The sequence below is a fragment of the Shewanella sp. SR44-4 genome, assembly GCF_014163715.1.
In the GTDB taxonomy this organism is placed as follows: Bacteria; Pseudomonadota; Gammaproteobacteria; order Enterobacterales; family Shewanellaceae; genus Shewanella.
Genome location: NZ_JACJDU010000017.1, coordinates 1 through 12,735 on the forward strand (window position 1 = coordinate 1; position 12,735 = coordinate 12,735).

Annotated in this window: 14 protein-coding genes; 7 read left to right on the forward strand and 7 right to left on the reverse strand. The window is 41.6% G+C overall.

Features of this window, described 5'->3' with window-relative positions; genetic code table 11:
• Positions 1-16: 16 nt before the first annotated feature.
• The gene (gene ispB, locus H5125_RS10025) at positions 17-988 is read right to left on the reverse strand and encodes an octaprenyl diphosphate synthase (RefSeq protein WP_182744166.1); all 972 of its coding nucleotides are present in this window, start codon (positions 986-988) and stop codon (positions 17-19) included.
• Between the two features lie 403 nt (positions 989-1,391).
• Between ispB and rplU the strand changes: the two genes are divergently transcribed.
• The 7 genes from rplU to H5125_RS10060 all read left to right on the forward strand — a co-directional run bounded on the left by rplU (position 1,392) and on the right by H5125_RS10060 (position 5,576).
• A complete protein-coding gene (gene rplU, locus H5125_RS10030; RefSeq protein WP_101088747.1) occupies positions 1,392-1,703 on the forward strand; it encodes a 50S ribosomal protein L21 in 312 nt (103 codons plus the stop codon).
• Between the two features lie 16 nt (positions 1,704-1,719).
• Positions 1,720-1,974: a 50S ribosomal protein L27 gene (gene rpmA, locus H5125_RS10035; protein ID WP_011638531.1), complete on the forward strand. Its 255-nt coding sequence runs from the start codon at positions 1,720-1,722 to the stop codon at positions 1,972-1,974.
• Positions 1,975-2,174: 200 nt separating this feature from the next.
• Positions 2,175-3,341 (forward strand): Obg family GTPase CgtA, encoded by a 1,167-nt coding sequence (gene cgtA, locus H5125_RS10040; protein ID WP_011638530.1) that lies wholly within the window; start codon positions 2,175-2,177, stop codon positions 3,339-3,341.
• Positions 3,342-3,361: 20 nt separating this feature from the next.
• Positions 3,362-4,120, forward strand: coding sequence for a threonine/serine exporter family protein (locus H5125_RS10045; RefSeq protein ID WP_101088748.1), 759 nt, complete (start codon positions 3,362-3,364; stop codon positions 4,118-4,120).
• Positions 4,120-4,590 carry a threonine/serine exporter family protein gene (locus tag H5125_RS10050; RefSeq protein WP_101088749.1) on the forward strand — a complete coding sequence of 157 codons (471 nt, stop codon included), beginning with the start codon at positions 4,120-4,122 and terminating at the stop codon, positions 4,588-4,590. The genes H5125_RS10045 and H5125_RS10050 overlap by 1 nt, the downstream gene beginning before the upstream one ends.
• Positions 4,591-4,609: 19 nt before the next feature.
• Positions 4,610-5,092, forward strand: a complete 483-nt coding sequence (folA, locus tag H5125_RS10055; RefSeq protein ID WP_182744167.1) for a type 3 dihydrofolate reductase — start codon at positions 4,610-4,612, stop codon at positions 5,090-5,092.
• 97 nt (positions 5,093-5,189) lie between these two features.
• Positions 5,190-5,576 (forward strand): DUF3718 domain-containing protein, encoded by a 387-nt coding sequence (locus H5125_RS10060; protein ID WP_101088751.1) that lies wholly within the window; start codon positions 5,190-5,192, stop codon positions 5,574-5,576.
• 481 nt (positions 5,577-6,057) lie between these two features.
• Here H5125_RS10060 and H5125_RS10065 read toward each other — a convergent pair whose 3' ends face one another.
• The 6 genes from H5125_RS10065 to surA form a co-directional block, all read right to left on the reverse strand.
• Positions 6,058-8,079 (reverse strand): methyl-accepting chemotaxis protein, encoded by a 2,022-nt coding sequence (locus tag H5125_RS10065; RefSeq protein ID WP_182744168.1) that lies wholly within the window; start codon positions 8,077-8,079, stop codon positions 6,058-6,060.
• Positions 8,080-8,232: 153 nt separating this feature from the next.
• Positions 8,233-9,051: a symmetrical bis(5'-nucleosyl)-tetraphosphatase gene (locus tag H5125_RS10070; RefSeq protein ID WP_182744169.1), complete on the reverse strand. Its 819-nt coding sequence runs from the start codon at positions 9,049-9,051 to the stop codon at positions 8,233-8,235.
• A 3-nt stretch (positions 9,052-9,054) separates the two neighbouring features.
• Positions 9,055-9,435: a Co2+/Mg2+ efflux protein ApaG gene (gene apaG / locus H5125_RS10075; RefSeq protein ID WP_101088754.1), complete on the reverse strand. Its 381-nt coding sequence runs from the start codon at positions 9,433-9,435 to the stop codon at positions 9,055-9,057.
• A gap of 48 nt (positions 9,436-9,483) precedes the next feature.
• On the reverse strand, positions 9,484-10,290 hold the full coding sequence (gene rsmA / locus H5125_RS10080) for a 16S rRNA (adenine(1518)-N(6)/adenine(1519)-N(6))-dimethyltransferase RsmA (RefSeq protein ID WP_182744170.1): 807 nt from the start codon (positions 10,288-10,290) through the stop codon (positions 9,484-9,486).
• Between the two features lie 9 nt (positions 10,291-10,299).
• On the reverse strand, positions 10,300-11,283 hold the full coding sequence (gene pdxA / locus H5125_RS10085) for a 4-hydroxythreonine-4-phosphate dehydrogenase PdxA (protein ID WP_162023751.1): 984 nt from the start codon (positions 11,281-11,283) through the stop codon (positions 10,300-10,302).
• Between the two features lie 9 nt (positions 11,284-11,292).
• Positions 11,293-12,597 (reverse strand): peptidylprolyl isomerase SurA, encoded by a 1,305-nt coding sequence (gene surA, locus H5125_RS10090; protein ID WP_101088757.1) that lies wholly within the window; start codon positions 12,595-12,597, stop codon positions 11,293-11,295.
• Positions 12,598-12,735 lie beyond the last annotated feature (138 nt).

Below are 12,735 nucleotides of genomic sequence, written 5' to 3' on the forward strand. Positions count from 1 at the left end.
CTATTAACTGCTGCGATTAACTGCTGCGATTAACTGACAAATGAGCTAACGAAATGAGTGCTTGCTTGTAGTTACTGTCAGGAAAAACACTGAGTGCATCTATGGCCTTCTGTGCTTCTGCTTGAGCTTTATCCTGAGTATAAACTAATGCGCCAGACTCCTCTAACGCCACCAAAATTTCATCAATTGCTTTGGTGCCATCACTTTGCTCAATTGCATCTCTAATGAGTTTTTTAGCCGTGTCAGATCCGTTTTCCATGGCATAGATTAGCGGTAATGTTGGTTTGCCTTCAGCAAGGTCATCACCGATGTTTTTACCTAGTTCGTCAGCGTTAGCAGTGTAATCCAGTAAATCATCCGTTAATTGAAAAGCTGTGCCGAGGTATTTACCGTAATCAGCTAATGCTTGTTCTTGCTCAGCGCTCACATTGGCTAAAACACCGGCTAACTGAGTTGCCGCTTCAAACAATTTTGCGGTTTTACAGTAGATCACCCGCATGTAGTTTGCTTCGGTGGTATCAGGGTCATTACAGTTCATCAACTGTAAAACTTCACCTTCGGCAAGTACGTTAGTGGTATGAGCAAGGACTTGCAGTACTTTCATGTTATCGAGCTCGGTCATCATTTGAAATGAACGAGTATATAAAAAGTCACCTACTAGTACGCTAGCACTATTACCAAATAAGGCATTGGCGGTTTCACGGCCGCGACGCAATGTCGACTCATCAACAACATCATCATGTAACAAAGACGCAGTATGGATAAACTCGATGATCGCCGCGAGTTTAAGGTGATGTTCACCTTGGTAGTCAACGGTTCGTGCGGCTAATACTGATAATAACGGACGTAAACGCTTACCACCGCCATTGATAATGTAAAAGCCTAATTGATTAATTAGGGCTACATCAGATTCAAGTTGTTTGTATATCAGCTGATTGACTGCTTGCATATCAGTGTCAGCCAGTTGACGAATGGCGTTTAAATCCATAATAGTCTCTGGTTGTTGGGCGACAGGCTTGCACCCTTAATTAGTCATATCGAATTAGAGCGCATATCTTACAGGATATCAGTGCTATTTTTCAAAGTATGTATTTCCACAATTGAACATACAGAATCCTGATTTTACGATAGTTAGTAGGATTCTGACCAATTTAATTATAAAACTTAGGTATAAATTAACATGGTCATGTTAACTAAATTTTAAAGAAGGCACATTAGCTATTAATGAATAGTGTGCAGTGATGAGGTCTTTTTTATTTGATAGTGAATTAAGACTTGCCTGATGATAATTCTTCGCGTAGAATCCGCGCCCATTGTCATTAAAAGTTTTTTAGCACCTAGTCTCGTCAATAATATGAGTTAGTGTGTTAGTCATTTGGAGTAAAATAGCCATGTATGCTGTTTTTCAAAGTGGCGGAAAGCAACACCGTGTTGCTGAAGGTCATACAGTTCGTTTAGAAAAATTAGAAGTTGCTACTGGTGAAACCATAGAATTCGATCAAGTTTTGTTGATCGCTGATGGTGAAACAGTACACGTTGGAGCTCCTTTAGTTGCTGGCGGTAAAGTCGTAGCTGAAGTAGTTGGCCACGGTCGCGGCGAAAAGGTAACTATTATCAAGTTCCGTCGTCGTAAGCATCACGATAAGAAGATGGGCCACCGTCAGTGGTTCACCGAAGTTAAAATCACTGCGATTAGCGCATAATTTAGGAGTCTAACTCATGGCACATAAAAAAGCTGGCGGTAGTACTCGTAACGGCCGCGATTCGGAAAGTAAACGTCTTGGTGTTAAGCGTTTTGGTGGTGAATCAGTTCTAGCTGGTAACATTATCGTTCGTCAACGTGGTACTAAGTTCCACGCTGGTGTAAACGTAGGTATTGGTCGTGACCATACTTTGTTTGCATTAACAGACGGTAAAGTAAAGTTTCAAGTTAAAGGTCCTAATAACCGTAAGTTTATTAGCATCGAAGCTTAATTCTTTCTAAGCTAGATCTCGAAAGCCCTGCCTATGGTGGGGCTTTTGTGTTTTTTATATCATTAAACTGTTATTGATAGTTTAATGATTTTGTTTATATGCAGTAGGCGATATCGTGATGAATGCTATCTTCAGCGCTTTCCTGCAAATTCCAGTGATTTGGGATTATAATTACAGATTAAGTGGCGTCAGGAGTCAGTATGAAGTTTGTTGATGAAGCGAATATTCGCGTAGAAGCAGGTGACGGCGGAAGCGGTTGCGTGAGTTTTAGACGCGAAAAATATGTTCCAGATGGTGGTCCAGATGGTGGTGACGGTGGCGATGGCGGCAGTGTATATCTGCAAGCTAACGAAAACTTGAACACGCTGATTGATTATCGTTTTACTCGTTTTCATATGGCTGAACGTGGCACCAATGGTCGTGGCCGTGATTGTACCGGACATGGTGGTAGTGATTTGGTTCTGCAAGTACCAGTAGGTACTCGTGCTATCGATCAAGAAACAGAAGAGTCACTTGGAGATCTTACTGTAAATGGACAAAAGCTGCTTGTTGCTAAAGGTGGTTTCCACGGTTTAGGTAACACCCGTTTTAAAAGTAGTACTAACCGTGCTCCGCGCCAAAAGACATTAGGTACCCCTGGTGAAGTACGCTCAATTAAACTTGAGTTATTGTTACTTGCTGATGTGGGTTTACTAGGGATGCCAAACGCAGGTAAATCAACCTTTATCCGTTCGGTATCACGTGCGACGCCTAAAGTTGCGGATTATCCGTTTACGACTTTAGTGCCAAACCTTGGTGTGGTTAATCCGCGTCCAGGCCAAAGCTTTGTTATTGCCGATATCCCAGGTCTAATTGAAGGTGCTGCTGAAGGTGCCGGCTTAGGTATTCGTTTCTTAAAGCATCTTGAACGTTGCCGTATGTTGTTACACATTATCGACATCGAACCTATTGATGGCGTAGACCCAGTGTATTCTGCTCGTGCAATTGTCGGTGAACTTGAAAAATACTCTCCAAAACTAGCGGCAAAACCGCGTTGGTTAGTGTTTAATAAAACTGATTTACTGCTAGATGAAGAGATACAAGCTAAAATCGATCGTATTGTCAAAGAGTTAGATTGGCAGGGTGATGTTTATACTATGTCAGCTTACAATCGAACTGGTACTGAAGAGCTAAGCATTAAGATGCTTGACTACATTAGAAGTTTACCGGCTATTGTGGAAGAAATTACCGCTGATGCTGACGTTGAGTTTAAATGGGATAATTACCATAGCGCTGAAGATGAAAACGCTAATGAAAATTATGATGATGACTTTGACGAAGATTTTGATGATGATGACTATGATGTAGAAGTCATCTATCAACGTTAAAGAGCTCATTTGAGGACGTCGTGTACGAAGATAGCCAAAATGAAATTACCCGCCTTGTAGTACGCTGTGCGCAGCTACTACTGGCATATGGTGCTGAGTCTGATCTCGTTGAAGAGATTAGTCAGCGCCTTGGTAAAGCACTCGGTATTGCTAGCATTGAATTATCAATATCATCCAATGCATTAGTATTAACTAGCTTGGTACACGGTAGATGCATTACCACAACCCGTCGTATTCGTGCTCATGGCATTAATATGATGGTGATTTGTGAGCTTCAACGAATTTGCATACTAGCCGAAAAAGGTATTTATGGTGCCAATGAAGTTCGTAGACGCCTCGCTCATATTTCTCCTAAAACATACCCCGCAATTGCCGTAGTTCCTATGATAGGTTTGTCGTGCGCAAGTTTCTGTCATTTATTTGATGGCGACATGATGGCATGCTTGATCACATTTTTTGCCTCAGCGGTTGGAATGATAGTACGCCTTTTTCTGGCATCTCGACATTTCAATTTATTGGTTAACTTCTCACTGACTGCATTTGTTATCACGGCTATAGCTCAAATCGGCTATCTTGGATCTATCTCCGAAACACCTCAAGCAGCAATGGCGGCCAGCGTGTTGATGCTAGTACCAGGGTTTCCGTTGATTAATGCAATTTCGGATATGGTCAAAGGTCACATGAATGTGGGTATTTCCCGCTGGGGTCATGCAACCCTATTAACTTTAGCATCGGTTATTGGTATTACCATTGCGATGCAAATGGGAGGGATATTTTAATGTTATCCTTTCTAAGTTTATTGCTGCATGATGCCTTTTTTTCGGCGATACCTGCGGTTGGTTTTGCGATGGTGTTTAATGTCCCTAAACGCTATTTAATTTATTGTGCTATCGCCGGTGCTATTGGCCACAGCTCAAGAACTTTCTTATTACATTTTTCAATGCCAATTGAATGGGCGACATTTATCGCCGCAGCTATTGTTGGCTTGATTACTATTCAGTTTGCTAAACGTCACCTTGCTCCACCATTGATGTACGCTGTTGCTGCCATTATTCCAATGGTACCAGGAACGTATGCATTCAATACTGTCATTGCATTAATTCAACTCACAGCACAGAGTCAGGTTAGTCCCGAACTCACAGCTCAGGTCATCGTCAACGGTTTAAAAACAGTATTTATCTTAGGTGCGCTGGCGGTAGGGTTAGCGTTACCAAGTTTGCTTTACTACCGTAACAGACCCATTATTTAACCATAAGGATTTTGCTTCAATGCGTATCGCAATGATTGCCGCAATGGCCAACAATAGAGTTATAGGTAAAGACAATAAAATGCCTTGGCATTTACCTGAAGATTTACGCCACTTTAAAGCGATGACCTTGTCAAAACCTGTTGTTATGGGGCGCAAAACCTATGAGTCAATTGGTCGACCATTGCCGGGGCGCCACAATATAGTGATTAGCCGTAATAATCAGCTGAGTATTGAAGGTGTTACCTGTGTAAAAAGTTTCGATGAAGCTATCACTGCCGCGGGTGATTGTGAAGAAATGGTGGTGATTGGTGGTGGCCAACTTTATCAACAACTATTGCCTCAAGCTGACGTATTATATCTAACGTTAATTGATGTCGATGTAGAGGGTGACACGGTATTTCCTGTCTGGGATGATGGTTCTTGGGATTTACAGAACTCAGTAACTGCAACAAACGACAAAGGATTGCAATATAGCTTTAACACTTTAGTTAAAAAGTGTTAAATTAGTCGGGTTTACCCCTGAAATTAATATGTAAAAGTGATCTAAATCATGATCTCTATACATAGTTATATAACTATAAAATATAAAGGAGTGTCAGATGCGTCTATTGCCTGTAGCTATTGCAGCCCTGATTGCAGCATCTTTTGTGTCAGCCCCTGCTATCGCCGATACAGATCAATTAGTTGCAAATATTTGTGATTATGTGAAATCAGACGACAAAAGCCGTTTACGTAAGAAGATGAAAGAAAGTCGTGTTAAATTACGTAATGTTTATTCAGGCATTTCTTGTGATGGCAGCAGTTTATTGCGTACTGCCTACAATTCAAATGCTAATGATGTCGGTGAGTTTATCGCAAAGCGTCTACCTTCAAGTGATTTAGCTATTCCTGAGGCTGATGGCAAAACCATTCTAGATTGGGCAGCTGCTAATGGTCATGACGGTAGCCCGATTACTGCCGCGATTAAAGACCGAGTTGGTGGCTAATCCTGGCGATGTGTCATCGTTAAGTCAGTCAATGTAATTAGAAATGCCGATAAGTAATTATCGGCATTTTTTATGTCGATAATTTACCCATTAGGTTGATTAGCAATGACGGATTACATTCGCCTTATATTTATTTGTTGTTTGCTTTCAATTTTCAGCCTGTTTACTGATAACTTGCTACTTACTGCGACCTATCTGCACATCAATTAGAGTCTAAAATCCATGTTCTATTAATGCCAGACAAGCCATTGGTTTCTGCCTGGCGTCACCAATTACAATCAAGGTTACCACACGCGTGAGTTGATAGTTGAAAGCGTGCTTTGTGGCTGTTCAGCGACCAGTTTAGACATAATATTTTGCTTGTTATAAATCGATTTATTTCATTTACCATCAGAGTGTCGGTTACTCGTAATCAAATATTACAGGCAATAAAAAAGGCCCACTAAGGGCCTTTTGTGAATACTAACTTATATTGTATAGATTAAACCTTGAACTCGCGTACCGACGCTTGTAGTTCTTCAGCAAGCATCGCAACTTGCTGACTTGATTGTGCCGTTTGATCCGCACCTATTGAGGTTTCTTCTGAAATAGAGGCAATATGTTCGAGCTTTTCTGAAACTTGTTGGCTAACGATATTTTGCTCTTGGGCTGCTTGGGCAATATGGTTACCAGAATCAAAGGCTCTGTGAACTGACTTACTAATGGTCTCTAAGGCAAGATTTGATTGTTCATTCTTTTCAACACAGCTCTGTGCTTGAGTACGACCCAATTCCATCACTGCAACGGCTTCTTGCGTACCAAGTTGCAATACTTCAATCATTTGCTGAATTTCACTGGTTGAGTGTTGGGTACGTGATGCTAAGTTACGCACCTCATCAGCCACAACAGCAAAGCCTCGTCCTTGTTCTCCAGCTCTTGCAGCTTCAATAGCCGCGTTTAGCGCAAGTAAGTTAGTTTGATCTGCAATCCCACGGATCACATCTAAAATAGAGCCGATTGACGCACTATCGGAATGGACTTTATTAATAACAATACCGGCTTTAGCGACTTCTTCAGCAAGGGCAATAATGGTATTTTTGCTTTCTTCTGCAAGCGTACGCATATGCTGTGTTTCTTGGTCAGCTTGTTTAATCTCATTCAGTGCTTGATCTGCGCTCATTGATACCTGTTGTGCACTCGAGCTCAGTTCCGTGGTTGCAGCAGCAACTTGGTCCACTTGGCTCTTTTGCTCTTGAATACCGATAGTGGTTTGCGAGGTAATTGCAGAGGTTTCTTCTGCTGCAGCAGCTAACTGATTTGAGCGATCAACTATTCCAATAATAAGACTTCGTAGGCTGTCGACTAACCGGTTGCAGTTTTTGGCTAATTCTGCGAATTCATCATGGCCAGTGTCATCTAATTTATGGGTTAAATCACCTGAAGCTAGCACATTTAACGCTTTATTGACTTTCTCTAACGAGCGGGTCAATGGTTTAACAACAGCAATACTGACAATAATGGCAACGATAATGGCAGTTAATACTACCAGTAACGTTTTAATGGCTGCTGAATCAATGATTTCTAAGGCTGTGGTGCTGATATCACTCGCGAAAGTGTCGATGGCTTTTGCCAAAACAGTCATTTTCTTGTTGACGTCTTTTGCTTCGCTTTGTGTATCGATTAACTGTTTAGCGGCCGCAAACTCGTGATTTAATTGTTGTTGTTTTAGCTCGATAATTGAACCGCTGCCTTTTAGCAACTTAAATACTTTTGCACTTTCAGCGGTTAAATCTTCTAAAACTGAACTGCTGACAATACCACTGCCCTGACGACCAATATGATCTAATTTTGATGAAGCTTCGCTGACCATGTAATCGAGTTCTTTAATGATCAGGTCATATTTACTTTGTTCGGTTGAGGCCACCAAATCATAAATTGTGGTAATGATATTGATGAATGTACCATCAACTAAGCTGGCTGACGCAGCCAAACTGCGTTCAGTTTCATCTTCGCTGGTTTCTAGATCGATGATGTCTAATAAAATAGATGAAGAGTCATCTGCTGCATTTTCCAGGTTACTGCGCATTTTGAGTAACTTCTCTTGCAAGCTAAGAGCACTCTCACGCTCTACGATCATTTTTTTTGCACTCGTTTCATACACTGTGTAGCTTTTCGTTAACGCAGCTAATGGCGCAGTAAGCTGATTCTGTTTGCTTACTAAATTATTTAAGCGTGTAAGATCTTTTTCGAATGCGTTATCTAAATCAGTGAGCTTCTTTTCTATCGCTGGAATCTTTGATGAATGCACACTGTAATAAGCGAGTAACGCTTCAATTTGCTGGGTGCTTAAGTTTTCACTTAAAATACTCGTCGATTCAAGTGCCGGTAGGCTGACCGTCTTAAGAATAGTCGTCCCGTCTTTAATACTGTTGTTGCTCAGCATGGTCACGCCACCGAGGACCATCAATAACAGTGTCACCACGGTAAAACCGCCAATGACCCTGGTCGCTACATTAATTTTCATACAGTACTCCGGCTATTATTATTTGATCCTGATTTTTATCTTGTATGTGCTATCGCATACCACGATATGAATTTATTAAAGGGCGATTGTTTCTCAGGCAAGCGTAATAAATTCTACATTTAGCTATCGGCTAAATGGTACTTTAGTTTAACGTTAAATTAACTTTTTTTGGGTAATTTTTTCATTCTTTTCAAGATGCCATAGTGTTAAATGCTCTCCCCAGCAGCAGCCAGTATCTAATGCGAGAACGTGCGGATTACTTGTTTGGCCCATTAAGGCCGCCCAGTGCCCAAATATGATGGTGTTTTGCGGTACTGTTTTTGATTCAAATTCAAACCATGGACGTAACTCGGCAGAATGCTGTTCGCTGGGTGGTGATTTACATTTAAAATCAAGACGGCCATCAAGGTGTAAAAAACGCATACGTGTTAATGCATTGATACAATAACGTAGTCTGTCAATACCGTGCAAAGATGGAGACCAGTGCTCAGAATCTTCTGTGTACATTTTGGCAATTAATGCACTTAGATAATCATTTTGCTGTAATGCAAAGCTGACTTGCTCTGCTTCATGTTCAAGGGTTTCTATATCCCACTGTGGAGGCACTCCCGCATGGGTCATGATGATATTATGTTCAGGTAAGGTTCTAACTAAAGGCTGTTGGCGGAGCCAATTGACTAAATTATCAATATCAGGAGCGTTGAGTAATTCATCAAGATGATCTTGTGGATTGGCTCGTTTTAGCTTCCCGTGCAGAGCCAAAAGATGTAAGTCGTGATTGCCCAGTACCACTTTTGCTGAATCTTGTAATGATTGGAAGAAGCGAAGTGTTGCTAACGATTCAGTACCTCTGGCCACAAGATCGCCAACCGCCCAAAGTTGATCTTTGGATGGGTTAAAGGCCACCTTTTGTAGCAATAGTTGTAACTCGGAGTTACATCCCTGAACATCGCCGACAAAATAGTGTGCCATGGGTTATTGAAATATCCCAGGAACAGCAAGGCGAAAAGGTGGAATGGTCGCTAAAAAGCGCTCGCCTTTATGATTTTCCATACCATAAGATCCTTGCATAAAGCCCACCGGCGTTTCCATCACAGTGCCACTGGTATACTGGTAAGCAGTATTGGGTGCAATAGTGGGGGTTTCACCAACAACGCCAGGGCCTTTTACTTCATTCTGTTCGCCGTCAGCATCGGTGATGATCCAATGACGGTCTTTAAGAGTCACCTTATTATCACCTAAGTTGATGATGGTAATGGTATAGCTAAAAAGGTATTTATTATCGGCAGCATCGGATTGTTGTTCTAAATATTGGGTGTCGACTTTAATCTTAATAGGCGATTCAACTTGGGTCATGTTATGTCCTAAAGCAAAAGGGCATGCTCAATATGCATGCCCTTATAATTAATCTTTTTTATCACACAGCATATTAGCCATTGCCACATATTGTGGGACACTAATTTGTTCTGGCCGCAGACTTGCGTCAATTTGCAGTGTTGCAAAATCTTCGTCTGAGATTAAGGTTTTTAAATTATTACGCAAAGTCTTACGGCGCATATTAAATGCTGTCGTGACTAAGTGTCTTAATACATCGACATTTTTACACGGCCAAGGTTTGACTTCAAAAGGCAATAATCTTATCACTGCAGAATCGACTTTCGGAGCAGGAGTAAAGCTTGTTGGTGGCACTTCTAAAACGGGTACCACTTGGCAATAATATTGTGCCATCACCGTTAAACGGCCATAAGCTTTGGTGCCAGGACTTGCTGATAAGCGCAAAACCACTTCTTTTTGCAACATAAAATGCATCGTTTCTATTTGTTCAGCAAACTCAAACAAATGGAACATCAGTGGCGTTGAAATATTGTAAGGAAGGTTACCAAACACTTTCATTTTCTTGCCAGGCTGTTGCAACTGACCAAAATCAAACTGTAATGCATCACCTTGGTGAATGGTCAGTTTGTCTTTAAGTATTGGGTGATATTGTAAGCGTTTCACCAAGTCACGATCTAATTCAACAACGGTTAAGTTATCAATCATATCTGCAACAGGTTCAGTTAATGCACCTAAACCAGGTCCAATTTCAACCATTACATGATCATTATCAGGTGCAATAGCGCCTACGATGCTGCTAATCACGCCTTGGTCGGTTAAGAAGTTTTGTCCAAAACGCTTTCTGGCCGTGTGGCCTAAATGTACTTTATTACTCATTAAAATGGGTTACTTACTTTTTGAGGCCAATTCGATGGCTTTGTTTAATGCACAGGTAAAACTGCCGCAATCCGCTTTACCACTGCCGGCCAATTCTAGCGCGGTGCCGTGATCGACTGAGGTGCGAATATAAGGTAAACCTAAGGTGATATTGACCGACTTGCCAAAACCTAATGATTTAAGCACAGGTAATCCTTGGTCATGATACATAGCTAATACCACGTCAGCTTGTTCGAGATACTTAGGCTGGAATAAGGTATCGGCTGGCAACGGGCCAACAATATCCATGCCTTGTTCTCGTAACTCGTTGAGCGCAGGTATGATGGTATCGATTTCTTCACGGCCTAAATGGCCGTCTTCTCCTGCGTGTGGATTGAGTCCACACACATAAATTTTGGGTGAGCCTAAACCAAATTTACTGACCAATTCACGATGCAAAATGCTAATAATGTGATGTAGTCTGTCGCGGGTAATGGCTTTTGCAACGTAAGCTAATGGAATATGTGTGGTCATTAGTGCCACTTGTAACCCTGGGGCTGCAAGCATCATGACGACATCTGCACAATTAGCTTGTAGTGCAAAAAATTCGGTATGACCGCTAAATGGAATACCTGCTTGGTTAATAATGCCTTTGTGCACAGGACCGGTAACGACCGCGTCGAATTCATTCGACATATTTTTTTCACCGGCGTAGCGCAAAGTTTCTACTACATAAGCGCTGTTAGCTTCATTCAGTACACCACACTCAACTTCTTCTGCTACTGCAAAAGGAGCAATGGTTAATGTGCCTGCTGTTTGCGGCTTCGGTGGTTGCGATGGTTGATAAGGCCTGAGTTGTAAAGGCAGTCCAAGCATTTTTGCTCGTGTCATGAGCAAATTTTGGTCGGCACAAACAACTAACTCAACAGGCCAGGCCTGTTGAGCGAGTTTGATGACTAAGTCGGGACCAATACTTGCTGGTTCGCCGGGAGTGATGGCAATACGTTTAGTCATTAATTTTGCTTAGCCTCGTTTGCTTTCTGGCTCAACGATTTCGATATACGCTTCTGAACGCATTTCGTCTAACCAGTTTTGTAGCTCTTCATTAAACTTACGACGGAAGATTAATTGATGAGCACGGTTACTGTTAAATTGTTCGGTTGCATCAGTTTTACGGCGCGATTCAAGTTGCACTACATGCCAGCCATGAGTTGTTCGGAAAGGCTCACTGTATTGGCCTTCCTGAAGACTGGCTAATGTTTGCGTAAACTCTGGCACATACATGCTTGGGTCTGCCCAACCTAACTCACCACCTTTAGCTGCAGAACCTGGATCTTCAGAGTACTGAGTGGCTAATTTAGCAAAATCTGCGTCACCTGCACGAACTTGAGTCAAAAAGTTAGCTAACATCGCTTTTGCGCGATCTTCCGATAATATCGGCGATGGCTTTAACAGGATATGGCGTGATTTTACTTCTTCAACTTCTTGGGTTTGTAAACCACGAGTGTCGACTACTTTAATAATATGGAAGCCTGAACCCGATTTAATCGGACCGATTATGTCACCTTTTTTGGCGTTACTGATAACTTCAGCAAACAAGGTTGGCATTTCGTTAATGTTCATAAAGTCCCAAATCCCGCCTTCTAACGCTTTAGGACCTGATGAAGACGCAATAGCGGTACTACGGAAATCGTCGCCATTGTTTAAACGTTTAAGCACGATTTCTGCACGGCGGCTAGCACTTTCAAGTTGTTCGCTCGTTGGGTTGCTTGGTATTTCAATCAGAATGTGACCAATTTGAAACTCAACATCTTTTAAGCCTTGCTCTTGAATTAATTTCACTAAGCCACTAATTTCTTGTGGTGAAACCTGAATACGGCGTTGCACTTGAATACGCTGAATTTCACCTAGAGTGACTTCTTGACGTAACTGTTCGCGATATTGGCTAAAGCTCGTACCTTCGCTTTCAATAGTTTGTTGCATTTGCGCAACGGTGACTTTTTGTTCTTTAGCTATGTTTTCAATCGTTTGGTCTAATTGTAAATCACCAATCTGCAAGCCGATACGTTCAGCCATTTGCATTTGTAAGTGAGTTAAAATGAGACGTTCGATAACCTGGGTACGTAAGGCATCATCAGACGGTAATGTTTGTTTAGCTGCTTTAGCATTGGCTTTAACAGTTGAAACCATGTTGGTGATTTCACTCTCAAGAATGATGCCATCATTAATTTGTACTGATACGCGATCTAATGGCATTGGCGCAGCAACACTGGTGTTACTCATAGCTAATGCTAGTAATGCAAAAATTATTTTTTTACTGTGTTTCATCCACAAAATCCTTGGCACATTCGATTCAATATAAACTGGCAATACATCGCCAAAATAAGGTTACTACTTCATACTCAACAGCATGTTTGTTGTTATTGGACTATGAGTTTGTCGCTAGGTTCAGCAATCTATCACAAA